The following is an 18,993-nucleotide window of genomic DNA, read 5'->3' as shown; positions in this document are numbered from 1 at the left end:
TTTTTAACAGGATCAAGATAATTATGCTTACCCGTCAATCTGGGATTAGATTTGCTTTAGGTTTATTGATTATTTTCAATATTTTCTATTTTGTCCATCTCGCCTACTATAGTTATGTTTGGCACGATGAATCTTTGGTCTTACTCCATCTTTCTGGTAACACACCCGAACAGTTAATTAACTATATGTTCGATGGACAAATTAAATCTACAGAACAACTCTGGCAATTTCAAGGGGTTAATTCCGTGAAAGGTTTTCCTGATACCTTAGCCTCTCTTTATACTAGCTCGAATTACGATCTACCTCTCTATTACAGTTTCCTCTGGTTTTTTGCAAGATTATTGGGCAATTCTTATCTAGTCTTAAGGGGATTTTCAGTAATTATTTGGTTTGGTATTTTATGGAGTTTTTACCATTTAGCTTTGACTTTATTTAAAAATAAAAACGCCGCTTTAATTGCCGCTACACTTATCTTCTTTTCCCCGCGTTTTACTGGTTATGCTCTGGGAATTTGGGAATACGGACTATATGTTTTATTTTCGATACTTTCTAGCTGGTTATTTCTCAAAGCTATTGATTCCTCGCAACCGAAAAAAGATTGGTTTTTCTATAGTTTATCCCTAATCGCTGGTTTATATACCCATGTTTTCTTTATCTTTGTTCTAGTAGTTCATAGCCTATATTTTCTGTTGCAGCTGAATTCTTTTAACTCTTTAACCAAAAAATACTATAGCATCAGCTTACTTGCTTCCCTAGGTATTTATTCAATTTGGTTAACCCGGATTTTTACCAGTCGATTTACTGTCTTTGGATGGTCAAAAGGCAGTTTACCCCTAGAGGTACTTTGGCAAAGATGGGTAAGAATGATCGCTCGTTTATTTTATAATTTCAGTTTAGCCAATCCCACCATCAACCCTATTATTGAATACTGCCTAATTATCCTCGTCATCATCTCCTTTATTTATCTGGGCAAAAAAGCCGATAAAAAAGTTTTTACCCTGATTATTCTCCTGACAATTATCCCCTTTTTCTCTCTTTTAGCTTGGGATCTAATCAGAGGATTTCGCTACACGGCTGTGGGCAGATTTTACTTACCGAGTTTTCTCGGTATGCTGCTGGCAGTTACCTTTTTACTAAGCAACGGATTACAGCAGCGCCAAGGCTGGGCAAAAATTCTCTTAATATTATTGCTAGTTTTCGGATTAATTGCCAAAATTCCCTATCCACCCCCGGCAGCTAGATATGTGGGTTATGGTAGTAATATTCCCAACGCTTATACAATGATTAATCGCAGTCAAAAACCTCTAATTATTTCAGAACATTGGTTAGATACCTTGCCCCTTATCCATACTACTGATGCTAAGACAAAGTATTTATTTGTTCAGTCGAACCCTAGAGTTTCCATCCCCTCCTTAAAAAATCAATTTACCGATATTTATCTCCTCAATCCTTCCCCCAGTCTCAGACAATATTTAGATGACCAGTCTATACAATTATCCCCTACGGAAAATCCAGCCTTTTGGCGAATTGATTAAAAAGCCATTGACCCCCCTTGCCAAAACAGACCACAACCTGATAGACTCAATGAACCAAGGCTTCAGGGAATAGGATTGGGCAGTTCATCCCTAAGAGGGATTGACTTTTACCAAGTTTTATGCTTGCTCAACTGGAGAGTCCCCGAAATCTGGTGATTAAGAGTTTTAGCCTCTTGGCTACCGAACTGACTAAGCAGACCTAACAAATTCAACTGTATGATACCGAGTCAAGACATCGGCGAGGCAGTAGATTCAGTCAGAAAAACTGACGCACAAGACTTCTCTAATTTAATGCCTAGACCTGGCTGGCAACAAGTGGCGGGTTTAGGTAGAGACTGTTTTTGGTATTGAACCCCGATTCTTTTCGTTCTTTACCGGTTTTAGTGATTGCCAATAGGGATTTTAAGCCCGTAATTGGTTGAAAATTTCTATTTATTCGCAAAAATTCCCAGTCGTTCCCTGTACTAATCCTAGAGATCGACTTCATGATCAGTAATTTTCCCCAACCAATTCTCTGGAAATCACCTTCCAGAACAATTTAGTTATTTTATGAGTAGCAATGCCTTAACCAATCGTGAACATCTAATCGAACTGTATAATCGAGGTGAACGCAACTTTGCGGAAGTCAGACTTAGCGGAGTCAATTTAAAGAGACAGTGTTTAAACCAGATTAACCTAAGTCATAGTTACTTAAAACGAGCCAATTTAGCCGAAGCTTGTTTAATTAACGCTAATTTCAAGGACGCTTGCCTCGAAGAAGTTAATTTCAGCAAAGCTTGTCTTATCGATGCTAACCTGACTAAAGCCGACCTTTCTGGGGCAAATTTGCACCAAAGTCAACTAAGCGGCGCAATTTTGAGTAATACTGTTCTGAAAAAGGCTGATTTAAGTTCTGCCTGTTTAATTCACAGTAGCTTACTTTTTGCTCAACTGTTCAAAGCGAATCTCGAAGCCGCTAATCTCACCTCAGCCACTTTAACCCATGCCATGGCGGGGAAAGCTAACCTAAAACGGGCTATTCTCACTCGTGCTATTCTTAGCTCTGCTAATCTTAGCCATGCTAACTTAAAAGAGGCTAACCTAATTCGAGCCTATCTCTATCAAGCTAATCTGGAAAACTGCCATCTTCAATACGCCGACCTCAGCTATGCCGATTTGCGCGGGGCGGATTTACGGGGGGCGGATTTACGTTATGCTAACCTCGAAGGTGCTAATCTGACGGGAGCTAACCTCAATTGTAGCGATTTTGAGGGAGCTAACTTAACTGGAGCCGATTTAAGCAAAACTGACGCTAATAAAGCCAATTTTCGCCAAGCTAACTTAACCGGTTGTAATCTGCTCGGCGCTAATTTAGCCTCCGCTAACCTTTCCGGTGCTAATCTACACCAAGCGGGATTACTCTTGAGTTATTTAGTGGGAAGCAATCTTAAACGAGCTAATCTCAAACAAGCTAACTTAATTGGGGCGATTTTAACCGAAAATAATCTTCTTTCTGCTTCCCTCGAAGAAACTATTCTTCCTAACGGTAGTCGCGGTAATCTCCTTTCCTAATATAGCAATTTCCATAGTTGTGAGGTACAGAGTCTTAGGTTTTGAGGAGTCAGGAGTTAAGATTTTGGTGTACCTCATGAGATTGGGAAACGCTATATTCCTAGAAAAACCTGGTTGTAGAGACTTTTCTGCCGAGGTTTCTATAACCGTGGGGAGTGGGGAGACCACTTCGTGCGCGTTGCGGGGGGGAGATGGGAGAATAACTAGGGTCTGCTGAAAAAGTTTTTGCCGCAAACCCTATGATAGTTTTCTAAAAAAATACCTAACCAAATTTTTGGCTAGGTATCTATCAATTTACTTCCTTTGTCGAAAATGTTGCCAGATAATTTAACCAACACCAATTAATGAACCCTGCAATTTAACATCTTCGCTACCCTTGGATATATCGGCTAATTGACTGATATTTTCTAACTCAATTGGAGCAGTTCGTTTAATTAAACCAGTTAAAACTTTACCCGGTCCCACTTCGATCACTTTTTCCACACCCACATCCAGCAATTTTAACATAATTTCTCGCCATCTTACGGAGCTAGTCATCTGCTGAATGAGATAACTTTTTAATTCCTCCGCATCGTTGATCGGTTGGCTAGGATTAACATTAGAAATCACAGGAACTTTTGCAGACCGAAAATTAACTAATTCTAAAATCTGCTGAAACTGAATAGCAGCATTTTCCATCAAGGGAGAGTGAAAAGCACCAGATACTTTTAACTGCATAACCCGCTTAACTTTCACTTGACCTAATACCAAATCCACCGCTTCAGGAGTCCCAGAAATCACCACTTGTTCGGCACTATTATCATTAGCAATAACTACATTTTCCGTCTGATTAATCACTGTCTCTAGACTGGTGCGATCGAATTTCATTAAGGCGGCCATTTTACCACCTTCGGCCGCATCCATCAAACGGGAACGGTTTTGAACTAGATTTAATCCTGTTTCAAAATTAAACACCCTGGCCGCATACAAAGCCGAATATTCACCAAGACTATGACCGGCAACTAGATCGGGAAAATGACCTTTTTCTTGCAACAAATCCGCTAAAATACTCTCCACCACAAATAAACAAGGTTGGGTATAAAGAGTACGAGATAGGGTTTCTTCATCCCCTTGACATTTTTCCAAGACCGACCAACCGAGGATTCTTTCTGCTATTTCTAATCTCTCTTGGCCAAGCGCACTTTCCGCTAAATCTCCAATCATTCCTAACGCTTGCGATCCTTGTCCCGGGAATATCCACGCTGTTTTCATAAGTTCTTAAAATAGATAGATAGATGTGTTTGGGTCAGTTATCAGTTATCAGTTATCAGTTATCAGTTATCAGATGTGAGTTTTTAGTTTACTGATCACTGGTTACTGGTTACTGAATTAATCTCCCCAACGGAAGATAATCCCACCCCAAGTTAAACCGGCACCAAAGCCAGAAGAAGCAATAATATCACCTTTTTTGACCTTACCACTCCTGACAGCTTCATCGAGGGCTAGAGGAATCGAGGCTGCGGAAGTGTTGCCATACTCGCTGAGATTGCTGATCACTTTTTCCGGAGGCAGTTTCAGGCGCTCGCTCACCGCGTCCATAATTCTTTGATTAGCTTGGTGCAAAACTAGCCAATCGATGTCACTGGTGGTTAAATTAGCCCGATAGAGAGCTTTTTCGATGACCTCTGGCACTTTCGCCACGGCAAAACGATAGACTTCCCGTCCGTTCATCCTTAGGGGCTTATAGGTCCCTTTTTGAACCCTTACCCCCTGCTTAAGGGGCAATTCTTCCCCCTGATAGGCGAGATTGAGAGAACCATTCTGGCTGCCGTCGCTATGGAGTTCAAAACCGAGAATGTTATCTTTTGTATCATTTGCTTGACAAACCACCGCCCCTGCCCCATCTCCAAAGAGGACACAGGTAGCGCGATCGTTCCAATCCACCCAACGGGAGAGAACATCGGCCCCGATAACCAAGACATTGCGGTAAGTACCAGTACGGATAAACTGGGTGGCGGTGACTAATCCCACCAGAAAACCCGAACAGGCGGCGGTGAGATCAAAAGCGATCGCCCGATTGGCCCCGATCTGACTTTGAACTTGGGCGGCACTACCGAACAGATCATCGGGGGTAGAAGTAGCCAAGAGAATCAGATCGATGTCCCTAGGCGACACCTGAGCCATTTCCAGAGCCTTAATCGCCGCTTGGGCTGCTAATTGGCTCAAAGACACCGATTGATCCGCTAAATGGCGTTTACCGATGCCTGTACGACTTTTAATCCACTCATCGGAAGTCTCGACAATTTGGCTGAGTTCTTCATTACTGAGGAATTGCGCTGGTGTGGCCGATCCACAACCGGTCATGACGACTGCTGCCCCGAATCCGTTCAAAATATTCCCCCTTTTCAGTGATCAGTGATCAGTTATCAGTTATCAGTGGGTCAGTGATCAGTGATCAGTGATCAGTGATCAGATTTGAGTATTAAGTGAGCAGTATTAAATAGCAGTTTCCTACTGTCTTTTCACTGATTACTGATTACTGTTTACTGATAACAGCAAAAGGCTGACGGCTTAATCTTCACCGTTCACCGACAACTCTTTTAATTGATGATGGTGGTCATTGTAGGCTTGAATGCGCTCAGAAACGCGATTATCAACGGCATTTTTTGCCTGTCGGATAGCGTTAAAAATTGAAGGCGCTTGGGAACTGCCGTGACTGATCACACAGACCCCATCGACTCCAAATAACAGCGCACCACCGTGTTCCGCGTGATCCATGCGTTGTTTAATCTGTTTAAGATTGGGTTTAATTAAAGCCGTCCCGACTTTACCCTGTATCCCTCTAGGTAATTCCTCTTTGAGAATTTGTAGGATAACTCCTCCCACCGCTTCGGCAAATTTTAACAGGACATTACCGACAAAACCATCGCAGACGATCACATCGAATTGTCCCGATAGTACATCCCGGCCCTCAGCATTGCCGATAAAGGGAATTTGCTGGTTATTTTCTAATAATTCGTAGGTTTTTAGGGCGAGATCGTCACCTTTGCTGGGTTCTTCGCCGATATTGAGCAAACCGACTTTCGGATCTTCAACCCCCATAACGTATTTACTGTAAATTGTCCCCATTAGGGCAAACTGCTCTAAATATTTGGGTTTACAGTCCACATTCGCCCCGACATCGAGGATAATCACCGATTTACCCGCCAACATCGTCGGCAGCACCGCACCGATCGCTGGGCGATCAATTCCTTTTAAACGACCTAAACGCAGTAACGCCGCCGCCATGGCTGCCCCGGAGTGACCGGCGGCCACCACTGCATCGGCGCGATTTTGTTTGACTAAATCCATGGCCACATTAATCGAGGCCGCTGGTTTGCGACGGATAGCGGTGATCGGCTCTTCGTCCATGGCCACCACTTCCTCTGCGTGAACGATCGTGAGATTCTTGGGACGGGGATGATGCTGGAAATAAGCCTCAATCCGTTCAGAATCGCCGACTAATAATACTTCTACATCTAATTCTTCGGAAGCTCGCATCGATCCCGCGATAATCTCGTTGGGAGCGTAGTCACCTCCCATCGCATCTACCGCGATTCTTGCCCGATTTAATGCCGTTTCTGCCATTGAGTCAGTGGGATAGAAATCTTTAATAAGTTGAGCGGCAGCTCTTGACAAAAGCTGGCCGATCGAGGATTAGTGTTTTCTGATCGAGCAATTGTTAAAAATTACCAATCATCTCTATACAATAAGGCATCATTGCGATTAAGGAAAAGATGTTCTCAGTTTTTAATTTGGCAGTTTTCGGCTTTCTCTTCGGTTGGCTGGGGGGGCAATCTCAACCGATCGCCAATATTCCCCTAATTTCTTGGCAAAATCAGCCTATTTTTGACCTTCCCACCGCTCCCGATCCCCAGGTGGCGGCGATCGTGGCCGATTATCTGCAAGACTTGACTAAAAAAGGTTTAAACTCTAGTCAACAACGGGTCTTAATTGAGACGGAATGGGCTGATTTAGCCGATCATCAGGGTAATCTGCCCGCTTCGGGGGCTTCTTTAACTAAAATCGCCACTACTCTCGCCGCCGTGGAAACCTGGCCCCTCGATCATCGTTTTGCTACTCGTTTTTACACAACGGGAGAGGTAAAAAACGGGGTGTTAGAGGGAGATTTAATTATTGAAGGGCAAGGGGATCCTCTCTTTGTCTGGGAAGAAGCGATCGCAGTGGGCAATGGCCTCGATCAATTAGGCATCCGTCAGGTCAAAGGCGATCTGATCATTACGGGTAAATTCGCCATGAATTTTCAAACCGATCCCCTCAAAGCGGGAGAATTGCTGAAAATTGGGCTTGATCAATCGAAATGGTCAAAAGAAACCCAAAAAGCTTTTCAGAGCCTTCCTAGCGGCACACAAGCCCCACAGGTGAAGATTTTGGGCATGGTTCGAGCCAGTCAAATTCGCCCCGAAAATGCCCGATTATTGTTGGGTCATCAGTCCTTAACTTTAACGGAACTGTTGCGTCAGATGAATATTTATAGTAACAACGTCATGTCAGAAATGTTAGCGGAGTTGCTCGGCGGCCCCGCGGCAGTGGACGCAATTAATACTAAAATTACCCGGGTAGGAGCGGCAGAAATTCAATTAATTAATGGTTCGGGATTGGGTGTAGAAAATCGCTTGTCTCCCCGGGCAGTTATTGAGATTCTCAAGGCCTTGGATCGCAAGTTAGCCAATCAACCGATACAAGTCGCCGATTTATTTCCGGTGGGGGGACGCGATACCAAAGGAACTATGCAGTGGCGCGCCATTCCCAAAGGAGTGGTGATTAAAACTGGAACTTTGGCCCAAGTTAGCGCTTTAGCCGGAGAAATTCCCACCCAAGAAAGGGGTAAAGTTTGGTTTGTGATTATGAATGCTGGTAGTAGCAATATCGAGGGATTCAGAAATCAGCAGGATCGGGTGTTACAAGCTTTAGATCAGCACTGGCAAATTCTCCCGGAAGCCACTAAAGGATCGATTTCTGAAAGAGCCTTTCTAGGTGATCCCAGTCGGGTAAGTCAGGGTTTCTAAGGGGTTGATATCAACTTGACAATCAAATTTAGTTTGGTGGTGAGGAACTTTAGCAAGGTCTTATATTCACTTTTGTCGATAAGCTGACTACTTTTCTGCCATTTTCTCCTTGTCTTTGCTGCCAATCGGTAAACAAATCATAGTGACAAAATTTTGCCAGTTTTTCCCGAAATTGAGCAAAGGATGTGATGTGTGGTTAAACGGGGTGCATCTCACCTTTGCAGAAATACCGACAATCAGCAATTATCAGTGACTCTTAAAATAATTACAAATGTATCAGCAGCTGCGTGTAAGCATCCCACCGAAAAACTAATGCGCTCCGGGGTTTGGGGGGTAGAACCCCCCAAAGGCTTGGATTGAGTGATAAAATCGGAAGTAATGACCAATTTTAGCAGATAGTTTCCCTTTAAAAATCCCAACTCAGTAGATTTACAAAAATGAGATGTACTCGGTTAAACGCATCCAGAAATTTTTAAGGATAAAAACACATTTGCGGCAAAGCAAGGGATTCTTCCCAACCCATCATGAGATTGAGACATTGTACCGCTTGTCCCGATTGTCCCTTAACTAAATTATCGATCGCTGACATCACTATTACTCGATCGGTTCTCGGATCCACTTCAATACCGAGATAACATAAATTAGTACCACAGGCCCATTTAGTTTGTGGATAGACTCCCCCCGGCAGGATTTTGACAAAGGGAGAAGCGCGATAAAAAGCATTGTAGATAGTGATCAAATCATCCCGCACCAGATTGGGATCCCGCAAAGTTGCATAGACTGTGGACAGGATACCTCGGACCATGGGCATTAAATGGGGAGTGAACTGAACGCGCACCTCATGACCGGCTAAATCACTGCAAATCTGCTCGATTTCGGGAGTATGACGGTGTTTTCCCGCTACATTATAGGCCCCGATCGAATTATCTGCTTCTGCCAATAACATATTAATCTTAGCTTGTCTTCCTCCCCCCGAAGTTCCCGATTTGGCATCAATAATCGTGGTTTCCGGGAGAATTAAACCCTGTTTTAACAGGGGAGAAATCGCCATTAAACTAGCAGTAGGATAACATCCGGGGCAACCGATCAAAGAGGCATTTTTAATATCTTCCCGATAAAGTTCCGGTAAACCGTACACAGCCGTAGATGCGATCGCTCGATCCTGACGTTCCTTGCCATACCATTTACTATAGGTTTCTAGGCTAGTAAAACGATAATCTGCCGACAGATCCAAGACTTTACACCCTTTAGCGAGCAAAGGAGGGGCTAAATCACAGGCTAAACCATTGGGTAAACCCAAGAAAACCACTTGACAACGGGAGGCAATTGTCTCTAAATCGATCGCCTCCACATTAAGATTAATACTATGACCGAGATGGGGATATAAATCACTGTAGGGTTTCCCCGCACTACTATCGCCCCCCAGATAGACTAATTCGACAAGGGGATGTTCTTTGAGCAAACGTACCAACTGTACGCCACCATATCCCGAAGCGCCGACAATACCCACTGAAACCTTCTGTCCTTGCGTCATTTCCCTTGTTCCTAAAAATTCTTATCGTTAATATAACGCTTTGCTATGGCCGAATTTTAGCCTAACCGGCAGGATTTAAATCAAAAAACTTCCTGTAAAAATCTAGTATCTCGGCCGGGTTGTCCATAAACCGTCAATTTCTCTTGATCAATAGGCTGTTATCTTAATGATGAGGTACAAAGTTTTCCTTTTAGGGAATCTGTCATCGGGAGATGAGGCCAAATTAAGTTAAACTTCATCCTTAGGAGAAAAGCTGTAATTCAATCCCCCATATTTAAAATTTTGAGCGCACTGTAAATTCATAATCTCCTCCCGGTTCTAATTGATAATCGTAGCGTTCTAAAAACCGATTCAAGGGTTCAAAAATCAAAGCCCTACCTAGGGAAGGTTGTACTAATAACTTGCCTTGAAGAAAATGCCATTGAAAACGCCATTGATATTGTTCCGTCCGCACTTCTCCCTCTAATTTCCCCGTTTGCCAAGATTGCTTAATTATCCGCACATAAGCCGTGCTTTCTGGTCGATTGCCGCCACTCACCTGAACCCTACCTATAGATTAAATATCAAACATTAAGATAACGAATTAATCCTTGTTTGTCATTACTTGAGCTAATTTTCTCGACTTTATTCTGGGGCAGTGACTTCATTAACCTTAGAAACCAAGACATTTAATTGAAAAGGTCGCCCCATTTCCTTAGTAATGAATTCTTCCAACAATTCCACCTGTCTGGGGGTAATACTTTCCGCAGTTCTTACTACTAATCTCACCCGGGGAGGTTGCTTGAGCCAATTAATCGAAGATTCCAATAATTCTGCCCGTTGAAAGGTAATCGTTCGTTGTAATAAAGCTTTTTTGAGCAACCTTTCTAAGCGAGCTTGATTGGCCAGAGTTGCAAAACTTATTCCTAACGGAATTAGCAAAACTGCTGTCAGGATAGAAGTCAAAATTAGAGCGTTACGCGCCCGATGAAAATTAGAATAACCTGCCAGCAAAAAGACCAACAAACAGGAGAGAGCAATGCCTAATAAATTGGTAATATATAACAGAGTTGCCCCCAAACTTAGGACCCAATTCCCTTGGGATAATCCTAAACCAATCGTACAAACTGGCGGCATTAAAGCCACGGCGATCGCTGTTCCCGCTAAAGTACCTGAAATTTTCGGTTCTATTTTGGCATAACCACTGATTGCCCCCGCCGTAATTGCTACTCCTAAATCTAAAAGATTCGGTTGAGAACGGGCCTGAATTTCACTACCAAATTCGGAAATTCCGATCAATAATCCTAGCAACCAAGCTATCGCTAAAGCGATGATCGTACCGACTAAAATCGCCAAGGCCGACTTACGAATTAATCGCCAACTGCCAATTAAACCACCAAAAGCCAGACTACGAATCGGCAACATCAAAGGGGCAATAATCATCGCCCCAATAATCACGGCTGCACTATTGGCAACTAAGCCAAAGGTAGCGATCGCACAAGAACTGACAATCAAAGCTAGATAGGGAAAATCGAGGGACGCTTCTAACCATAAATCGCGCCACATAGTCCGCGATTGTTGCCAGGTCAAGGGTTTTCTTGAGAACCACGAGTGGGGCCGTTCTTTTCTCGTCATGGTGCTGAGGAAGATAAACTTTTCTTTTACTTATAGCTTTTTTTGTCTAATCAATGTATATTTGTATCATTTTCTTTAACTAATCTTACCATTTTTTTCTTCGCCTCGATCGATGAAACCTCATGACCAATTTGCTAAAAACTATCTGGAAGAATTATTATCGCCCCTAGGCCGGGTAGAAATTAGCAAAGAAATTACCGACGAAACCCGACAAATTGATCTATTTTTTTCGCCTCATCCAGATCGGCAGATAACTGTCGATAATCTAGGATTATTAGGTCAAATTGCCCTAAATAGCGCTCTCCTAGAACCCTATCGTAATTCTCCCACTCGTGCCGATGTGCGTAATTGTCTCTCGAAATTAACCGCCGTTTTTGCTGAACTACAGCGACAAGCCAAACGAGAAAATAGCCCCTACAATGAGGAAAATTTGCCCCGTTTATGGATTCTTGCTCCTCTGGTTAGTGAGACTATATTAAACGGTTTTGGGGCGGCCTTAGACCGGAATTGGCCCGAAGGGGTCTATTTCTTGCCTCCTTTACAGCGCACGGCTATTATTGTGATCAATCAACTTCCTGTTAATTTTCACACCCTCTGGTTAAGGTTATTGGGTAAGGGCAAAACTCAGAATCAAGCCGTGCGAGAGTTGCTAGAATTACCAATAGGGAACAACTACCGTCAAAATGTCATAGAACTATTACTTAGTTGGCGGGTGAGCGTGGAAATACAAAATATTTTAGAAGAAGAGGATCGAGAGGTGTTTATGACGTTATCGCAAACTTATCTGGAATGGAAAGAAGGAGTGAGACGACAAGCTAGAGAAGAAGCTCTTGAAGAAGGTCTTCAAGCAGGTCGTCAAGAAGGTCGTCAAGAAGGTCGTCAAGAAGGTCGTCAAGAAGGTCGTCAAGAAGGTCGTCAAGAGGCGCGCAGGGGGATGATCGAAAATTTACTACAAGTGCGCTTTGGACAGTTAGATGATTCTTTTAATCCCGTGATTGAAGGATTGTTATCCTTATCCCCCAGCGAATCTAGCCGTTTATTAATCGAATCCGCCCGCGAGGAGCTATTTAAGCGTTTTTGTGATCTAACCCCTCAGTAGATGGGAGCAGGGAGAGGGGCGCACCGGAGTACCGGAGAGGGCAGTGGGGAAGTGGGGTGTGGGGTGTTGGGTGTGGGGTGTGGAGTGTGGGGAAGTGGGGTAGTGGGGTAGTGGGGTAGTGGGGTAGTGGGGTAGTGGGGTAGTGGGGAGAATAAAAAAAATAATCTCCTGTCTCGGAGTCTCCTGCCTCCTGTCTCGGAGTCTCCTGCCTCCTGTCTCCTGACTCCTGAATCCTGTCTCCTGTCTCGGAGTCTCCTGTCTCGGAGTCTCCTAACTCCCGACTTCTAACCCAATATGCGCCAAAGATAAGCAAAAATTATTTATTGACTCCAAAAACTTGAGAATATTTAAATTAACATTTAGCAATATTTACAAATTCTTAAGAATTAATTGAGAAAGATTTTTATTTAACAACGATATTGCAGTGGTAACAGCGATTTGATAGAATTTCATAGTGGCTTACCCTGTGCTTTTTTGGACAGCAATGCTTGAAACCCTCGCCACACCTACAGGGTGATCCTAATTAAGACAGGTAAATTAGTCAATTTCACCCACAACGATGATCTTTTTTTTGTGTAGTTTTATTGCCAAGAAAAAGTTTTTTTGACAAAAAGCACAAAGTATGCAGTAGCAGTTATGGCAGAGTGGGGGTTGGGGAGGGGGAAGCTGTCTGATCACCCCAAAACCCCTGACACTGAATTTACCGTTTAGCGGCAACAATGGCAAAAACGGTGGTATGGGGATCATCTTTTAAAGTCACCCCTTCTGGCATTTTCAAATCACCCACGAGCAGGGATTGCCCCACACCGATGCCCGAAACATCAAATTCGATCACTTCCGGGATATTATCGGCAATACAGGAGACATTAACTTCGTTGACGAACTGTTCGATTAAACCACCCTGTTTGGTTCCGATCGCTTCTCCCATGGCTTTAATCGGAACAACGATATCGAGCTTACCGTGGGCAGACACCGAGAAGAAACTGAGGTGATAGAGATTTCTTTTCCAAGGATGAGATTGTACCTCTTGGATCAAAGCTTTTCCCGTCCAGGGCATTTCGGGAACATTCACATCCACCAAGGTATTATTTACCGAGGCCTTTTTGAGCAGGGTTAAGGCCGCTTTTTCTCCCACCACGAGGGAAACCGATTCCGTGCCGCTGTGGCCGTAGAGAACCGCCGGGATCAAACCCTGACGACGTAGGGCCCTGGGGTTAATATTTTCGGGTCTTTTTTGACATTCAACGCTAACTTGCATAGTTGACTAATCCTCTTTAGCAATGATTTAAAATTCGTGATTATCCCAAGGTGAGCCATTTTCGTCCAAAAGAGCGCGTTTTGGCCCGTGAATGGGGTCTTCAACGATGATAGTTTGGTCGCGACTAGCTCCCAGGGAGATAATAGCGATCGGTACTTCCATGATCGCCCCTAGGAATTTTAGATAATCGAGGGCCTGTTTGGGCAGGTCTTCCAGACTCCGACAATCACTGGTGGGTTGTTGCCACCCCGGCATCGTTCGGTAAATCGGTTGACAACGGGCGAATTCCCCGGCACTGCTGGGTAAATGGCGACAGGTTTGGCCGTCCAATTGGTAGGCGACACAGACTTTGATTTCCTCTAGGGTATCGAGAACATCTAACTTGGTGATCGCTAGACAGTCTAAACCATTGATTCGCACCGCGTAACGACCGATAACCGCATCAAACCAACCGCAACGACGACGACGGCCGGTGGTGGTCCCGAATTCCGCCCCGCGATCGCACAATAACTGCTCGATCTCCCCCTCTAATTCCGTGGGAAATGGACCTTCACCTACCCTAGTGGTGTAAGCTTTGGCCACACCGATCACTCGATCGATTACCGTCGGACCGATGCCAGAGCCCACACAAGCGCCGCCGGCGATCGGATTGGAGGAGGTAACGTAGGGATAGGTTCCGTGATCGAGGTCGAGTAGGGTGCCTTGGGCCCCTTCAAAAAGAATATTCTTACGCTTGCGGATTGCTTCGTAGATTTTTAAGGAACTATCGACCACATGGGGACGCAGTATCTCGGCATATTCTAGATATTCCTCGATCACCGTCTTCGCATCTAAAGGCGGTAAGTTATATAACTTTTCTAAAATGACGTTTTTATAATTGATCGTCCATTCTAGTTTTTGCCGCAGATTCTCGGTATTCATCAAGTCGATGACTCGAATGCCGATGCGCTCGGATTTGTCGGCATAGGTGGGGCCGATACCCCTTCCCGTGGTGCCGATTTTATATTTACCCCGTTTTTCCTCGGATGCTTGATCGAGCAGCCGATGATAGGGCATAGTGACATGAGCCGTTTGCGAGATATAGAGATTGTCGGTGGTGACATTGAGGGCGTGTAATTGCGCCATCTCTTTGAGTAACACCGAGGGATCTATGACTGTTCCTGAGCCGATTATACATTCCGTATCTGGGTAGAGAATCCCAGAGGGAATTAGATGGAGTTTGAACGTTTGATCATCGACGACGACGGTATGACCCGCATTTACGCCACCTTGAGAACGCACCACCACATCCGCCGATCGACTCAGCAGATCCGTGATTTTTCCTTTTCCTTCGTCGCCCCACTGAGCGCCGATCACAATAACGTTAGCCAAGGTATTTTAGTCTAGCTAAAGTTCACACAAACTTCTATTATCCCTCTTGGCGAATACAACTGTCAAGTTATCTCTCTTAGCTAATTGTGGGGAGAAGGCGAGGGGAAAACTCGCCTATTTTCAGGGTTTATTGACCTTCCCGACTGATTTGACGCTCGATAGTTTCGATAGCGGCATTTAATCCCGCTAGACGGGTTTCGAGGTCATCGCGCATCCATTTGAGGAATGTTAATTTACGCTCTTGACATTCTTGGCGGGAAGTGCTGCCACAAGTGTTAAAGAAGAAGGGAAACATAGACTAAGGGGCCTGCTATAACTCTACGTCTCCTATCTTGACGAAAATTTTCAAAAAAGTCTAACCGTTAAGTCGCCATAATAACCACAGACCTAACCCAAAACCGAAAAAGTTAGGCAGCCAGGCAGCTAAGAAGGGGGAGAGGGTGGCGGTTAGTCCCAAGCTGCCGACTAAGAAGTTTAAAAGATAATAGAGGAAAACAATGGCGACACTGAGACCGAAACTGGTTCCCCGACCGATTCTTTGCGGTAGAGAACCCAAGGCACAACCTATGGTAGCAAAGACGATACAGACAAAGGGAAAGGCGATTTTTTGCTGGATTCGCACTTGAAAAAACCTGACTCTCTTATCATCGCCACTGAGTTTGAGCAGTTGCACATATTCGATCGCCTGTGGTATGTTCATCTCGTAGGGATCGCGGCTTTGACGAGCAAAATCGAAAGCGGAGCGAGATAAAGCGATTTTTTCGGCTTTAAAGGGGATAACTTGGCTATAGGAGGCGTTAGGGGGGGTTAATTCATAGATAATGCCGTTAAAAAAGTCCCAGACGTTATCGACGGCATTCCAACGGGCCGAATCGGCGATAATAATTTGATTTAATTCTTGTTTTAGCCAACGGATAACGGTGACGGTTTTCATCTTTTCACCGTCGAATTGTTCAGCATAAAATAAACTTATTAAATTGCGATTAATCGTACCATTTTCTAGGGTTTTTATTTCATAATCGGGATAATAAAAATCTTTATTTTTCCAAAAACTTGCTTCTTTATTAATTTTCTGAACTAAAATTTCTGTGGCTCGATAATTAGCATTGGGAACCACATATTCATTTAATAAAAATGTCATAACTGTAACTATTAAACTCAGGCAGAAAGTGGGTATAAAAAGACGATAAAGAGTGACTCCACAGCTTTGCAGGGCAACGGTTTCACTATCACTACTTAAACGACCGTAGGTGATTAAAGTGGCCAGCAAAAGAGAAACTGGCAGGGAATAAGTGACAAATTCTGGCACTTTTAACAGGAGAATTTCTAGGGCCGAAGCGAGGGGTAGATTGGCATCAACTACCTGATTAGCTAAATCGGAAAGATTGCCGATCGCTACTCCCAAAGAGGCAAATAAACCAACACTAAATAAAAATGGTGGTAGTAGTTGGCTGATCAGATAGCGATCAATGAGGGCAATACCTCCATTTACCCAGTAAGAAATCTTTTTCTTAATCATTGATTTTGGTTAACTCACTCCTCTTTCATCCCAATTTCCTAACCCGCAGCCGTCTTGCTTACACCTTCGGTTAGCCTATCATATTTTGTCTTTGACGAAAAACACCGCCGGAAGTTGTATGATTGCGGGGAGAGTGGACAGAAGTAAGGATTTGGGTAAGTGTAGATAATTTTTCTGTTCCTATTCCCCGATCATCCCGAGGTGAATTATGCTGCTAAACTGGCAAACTTTTACTATTCATAAACGAGTACCTTTAAGGATTAGTCGCGGCACTACCAGCGAAAATACTAATATCTGGCTGAAAATTAGCGAGGAAAATATCGAAGGGTGGGGAGAGGCATCCCCTTTTGATATTACCAGCGAGGAGAAAAAACCCGATAAAATCCTGCAAGAATTAAACTCGATCGCTCCTATTTTACAATCTTTTCACCCCTGTCAACGCCAAGAAATTGAGAAAATTTTATGGCAAAATCAGATATCTTCGGCTACTCGTGCCGCTATTGATACGGCACTGCACGACTGGTTAGGCAAAAAAGCTAATTTACCTCTCTGGCAAATTTTTGGACTCGATCGCTCTTTGATTCCGCCAGTTTCTGTTACTATCGGTTTAAATTCTCCAGAAAATGTGCAGAAAAGGCTGTTAGATTGGCTAGAAATCGGCGATTTTAGCTTATTAAAAGTCAAATTAGGCTCACCGGACGGTATAGAAGCCGATCGAGCCATAATTCTAGCTATTAAAGAAATTGTCCCCCATTTGCCCCTAACTGTCGATGCTAATGGTGGTTGGCAATTTAGCGATGCGGTGAAAATGTGCCAATGGTTAGAGGAAAAAGGCGTTATTTATGTGGAACAACCCTTATCCGCGGGACAAGAACGAGATTTAATTGATTTATACCAAAAATCGCCCCTACCTATCTTCGTCGATGAAAGCTGTTTTTCTAGTCAAGATATCCCGAAACTGGCCGATCGAGTCCACGGCATTAATATTAAACTAATGAAAGCCGGTGGATTAGCCGAAGTGCAAAGAATGATTCATATTGCCCAAGCTTGCCGACTGCAAATTATGTTCGGATGTTACTCTGATAGCAGTTTAGCCAATACTGCCATAGCACATCTTGGCCCGCTTGTCAACTATCTCGACCTAGATAGTCATTTAAATTTACGCGATGATCCCTTCACGGGATTAAGCTTAGAAAAGGGACGTTTACAACCAAATAATTCACCCGGTTTGGGTGTTAGTTTACGGATAAAAGATGACTAATTATTTGACTCCTGACAAGAAAGTAGCGATTCTTCTCCATGAAGGAATCAAAGGAACTCGCGGCAAAACCGGATTAAGTTATCTGCGTTACGGGAAAGCGCAGGTAGTGGCGATTATTGACGCAGAAAGCGCCGGCAGCGCCTTAAAAGAAGTGGCCGGAATCGATCGCCCCTTGCCGATTGTTGCTAGTGTTAAGGAAGCTTTAACCTCTCATCCCGATACCCTGTTAATTGGCATCGCACCCTCAGGAGGCATTTTACCCCCCCATTGGCTAGAAGAAATCAAAGAGGGGGTAAATGCAGGGTTATCCCTCGTTAATGGTCTCCATACACCCCTAAAACCCCTTTTTCCTCAGCTTAAACCAGATCAATGGATTTGGGATATCCGTCTGGAACCCCAAGACTTAAAAATTGGGCAAGCGCGGGCGAAAAATTTAACCTGTCAGCGTATTTTAACCGTAGGCACGGATATGAGTGTGGGCAAAATGTCCACTAGCATCGAATTACACCGAGTTGCCCAAGAAAAAGGGCTAAAATCGCAATTTTTAGCCACTGGACAGGGGGGAATTATGATCGCTGGGAAGGGTGTACCCTTGGATGCAGTGCGCGTCGATTATGCTGCTGGTGCGATCGAGGCTTTGGTGTTAGAATCAGCAGAAAATAACGATATTCTGTTTATTGAGGGTCAAGGCTCCCTATTACACCCTGGATCCACTGCTACCTTGCCCTTAATGCGTGGCAGTCAACCAACGGGGTTAATTCTCGTCCATCGCGCTGGACAAATTCATATCAATGATTTACCCGATATTCTCATCCCTCCCCTAACAGAAGTGATTAAACTCTACGAAATGACTGCCAGCGCCGGGGGAAGTTTCGGGGAGGTGAAGGTAAAGGGGATTAGTTTAAATACTTTTCATCTTAGTCCGGAGGCGGCAGTTAAAGCTATAGAAACTGTGCAGGAGGAAACGGGGTTATTTTGTACCGATGTTGTCCGTTTTGGTGGTCAAGGGTTATTATCAGTGATCAGTGATCAGTAATCAGTAATCAGTGAGTAGTGATTAATTCAACCACAGTCGATGGTGGTGCGTTACGACGGATTGTTAGCTTCAAGTCAAAGCAGAAATTTTTGCCGTCTAACTACATTTTACTAAATCTGGATTTTGTCAAATTTTCTCTTGACAAAGGCGACTTGACATGATAATAT

General features: G+C 43.9%; 18 protein-coding genes. 7 read left to right on the top strand and 11 right to left on the bottom strand.

Annotation, left to right across the window (positions count from 1 at the left end):
- Window positions 1–23 precede the first annotated feature (23 nt).
- The 3 genes from IM500_RS06780 (at window position 24) to IM500_RS06770 (ending at window position 3,086) form a co-directional block, all read left to right on the top strand.
- Window positions 24–1,535, top strand: a complete 1,512-nt coding sequence (locus IM500_RS06780; RefSeq protein WP_190722134.1) for a glycosyltransferase family 39 protein — start codon at window positions 24–26, stop codon at window positions 1,533–1,535.
- Window positions 1,536–1,751: 216 nt separating this feature from the next.
- Window positions 1,752–1,886 carry a hypothetical protein gene (locus tag IM500_RS06775; RefSeq protein ID WP_255520608.1) on the top strand — a complete coding sequence of 45 codons (135 nt, stop codon included), beginning with the start codon at window positions 1,752–1,754 and terminating at the stop codon, window positions 1,884–1,886.
- Window positions 1,887–2,084: 198 nt separating this feature from the next.
- Window positions 2,085–3,086, top strand: a complete 1,002-nt coding sequence (locus IM500_RS06770) for a pentapeptide repeat-containing protein (protein ID WP_190722135.1) — start codon at window positions 2,085–2,087, stop codon at window positions 3,084–3,086.
- Between the two features lie 327 nt (window positions 3,087–3,413).
- On the opposite strand, the gene fabD is transcribed toward IM500_RS06770, so the two are convergent.
- From fabD to plsX, 3 genes are all read right to left on the bottom strand, one after another.
- The gene (gene fabD, locus IM500_RS06765) at window positions 3,414–4,337 is read right to left on the bottom strand and encodes an ACP S-malonyltransferase (RefSeq protein ID WP_287738006.1); all 924 of its coding nucleotides are present in this window, start codon (window positions 4,335–4,337) and stop codon (window positions 3,414–3,416) included.
- Window positions 4,338–4,454: 117 nt separating this feature from the next.
- Window positions 4,455–5,456 (bottom strand): beta-ketoacyl-ACP synthase 3, encoded by a 1,002-nt coding sequence (locus tag IM500_RS06760; RefSeq protein WP_079209703.1) that lies wholly within the window; start codon window positions 5,454–5,456, stop codon window positions 4,455–4,457.
- A 180-nt stretch (window positions 5,457–5,636) separates the two neighbouring features.
- Window positions 5,637–6,692: a phosphate acyltransferase PlsX gene (gene plsX, locus IM500_RS06755; RefSeq protein WP_190722139.1), complete on the bottom strand. Its 1,056-nt coding sequence runs from the start codon at window positions 6,690–6,692 to the stop codon at window positions 5,637–5,639.
- Window positions 6,693–6,841: 149 nt separating this feature from the next.
- Here plsX and IM500_RS06750 point away from each other — a divergent pair, with 149 nt between their 5' ends.
- The gene (locus IM500_RS06750; protein ID WP_287738005.1) at window positions 6,842–8,134 is read left to right on the top strand and encodes a D-alanyl-D-alanine carboxypeptidase; all 1,293 of its coding nucleotides are present in this window, start codon (window positions 6,842–6,844) and stop codon (window positions 8,132–8,134) included.
- Between the two features lie 236 nt (window positions 8,135–8,370).
- Here the strand turns inward: IM500_RS06750 and IM500_RS06745 are convergent, their stop codons facing one another.
- The 4 genes from IM500_RS06745 to IM500_RS06730 form a co-directional block, all read right to left on the bottom strand.
- On the bottom strand, window positions 8,371–8,553 hold the full coding sequence (locus IM500_RS06745) for a hypothetical protein (RefSeq protein WP_147069368.1): 183 nt from the start codon (window positions 8,551–8,553) through the stop codon (window positions 8,371–8,373).
- Window positions 8,554–8,606: 53 nt separating this feature from the next.
- Window positions 8,607–9,668, bottom strand: a complete 1,062-nt coding sequence (argC, locus tag IM500_RS06740; protein WP_287738004.1) for an N-acetyl-gamma-glutamyl-phosphate reductase — start codon at window positions 9,666–9,668, stop codon at window positions 8,607–8,609.
- 274 nt (window positions 9,669–9,942) lie between these two features.
- A complete protein-coding gene (locus IM500_RS06735) occupies window positions 9,943–10,206 on the bottom strand; it encodes a DUF3146 family protein (RefSeq protein ID WP_002733391.1) in 264 nt (87 codons plus the stop codon).
- 86 nt (window positions 10,207–10,292) lie between these two features.
- Complete coding sequence (locus IM500_RS06730; protein WP_002798368.1) at window positions 10,293–11,282, bottom strand: DUF389 domain-containing protein; 990 nt, start codon at window positions 11,280–11,282, stop codon at window positions 10,293–10,295.
- A 112-nt stretch (window positions 11,283–11,394) separates the two neighbouring features.
- On the opposite strand from IM500_RS06730, the gene IM500_RS06725 reads away from it, so the two are divergent.
- Window positions 11,395–12,381 (top strand): FliH/SctL family protein, encoded by a 987-nt coding sequence (locus tag IM500_RS06725; RefSeq protein WP_190720186.1) that lies wholly within the window; start codon window positions 11,395–11,397, stop codon window positions 12,379–12,381.
- Window positions 12,382–13,081: 700 nt separating this feature from the next.
- On the opposite strand, the gene IM500_RS06720 is transcribed toward IM500_RS06725, so the two are convergent.
- From IM500_RS06720 to IM500_RS06705, 4 genes are all read right to left on the bottom strand, one after another.
- Complete coding sequence (locus IM500_RS06720) at window positions 13,082–13,639, bottom strand: 50S ribosomal protein L25/general stress protein Ctc (protein ID WP_190720183.1); 558 nt, start codon at window positions 13,637–13,639, stop codon at window positions 13,082–13,084.
- Between the two features lie 27 nt (window positions 13,640–13,666).
- Window positions 13,667–15,010 carry an adenylosuccinate synthase gene (locus IM500_RS06715; RefSeq protein ID WP_147069371.1) on the bottom strand — a complete coding sequence of 448 codons (1,344 nt, stop codon included), beginning with the start codon at window positions 15,008–15,010 and terminating at the stop codon, window positions 13,667–13,669.
- 127 nt (window positions 15,011–15,137) lie between these two features.
- On the bottom strand, window positions 15,138–15,305 hold the full coding sequence (locus tag IM500_RS06710) for a hypothetical protein (RefSeq protein WP_002759244.1): 168 nt from the start codon (window positions 15,303–15,305) through the stop codon (window positions 15,138–15,140).
- A gap of 60 nt (window positions 15,306–15,365) precedes the next feature.
- Window positions 15,366–16,529: an LptF/LptG family permease gene (locus IM500_RS06705; RefSeq protein ID WP_147069372.1), complete on the bottom strand. Its 1,164-nt coding sequence runs from the start codon at window positions 16,527–16,529 to the stop codon at window positions 15,366–15,368.
- Window positions 16,530–16,737: 208 nt separating this feature from the next.
- Here IM500_RS06705 and IM500_RS06700 point away from each other — a divergent pair, with 208 nt between their 5' ends.
- Together IM500_RS06700 and IM500_RS06695 are read left to right on the top strand one after the other, a co-directional pair.
- Entirely contained in the window at window positions 16,738–17,790 is a 1,053-nt protein-coding gene (locus tag IM500_RS06700; protein ID WP_190720180.1) for a dipeptide epimerase, read from the top strand.
- Window positions 17,783–18,826: an N-acetyltransferase DgcN family protein gene (locus IM500_RS06695; RefSeq protein WP_190720177.1), complete on the top strand. Its 1,044-nt coding sequence runs from the start codon at window positions 17,783–17,785 to the stop codon at window positions 18,824–18,826. Before IM500_RS06700 ends, IM500_RS06695 begins: the two co-directional genes overlap by 8 nt.
- The last annotated feature ends 167 nt before the right edge of the window (window positions 18,827–18,993 follow it).

The sequence above is a fragment of the Microcystis sp. M179S2 genome, from assembly GCF_020245805.1.
Classification (GTDB): Bacteria; Cyanobacteriota; Cyanobacteriia; order Cyanobacteriales; family Microcystaceae; genus Microcystis; species Microcystis aeruginosa.
The sequence above is the reverse complement of the archived record's forward strand: the minus strand, read 5'-3'. Positions and strand labels throughout refer to the sequence as shown.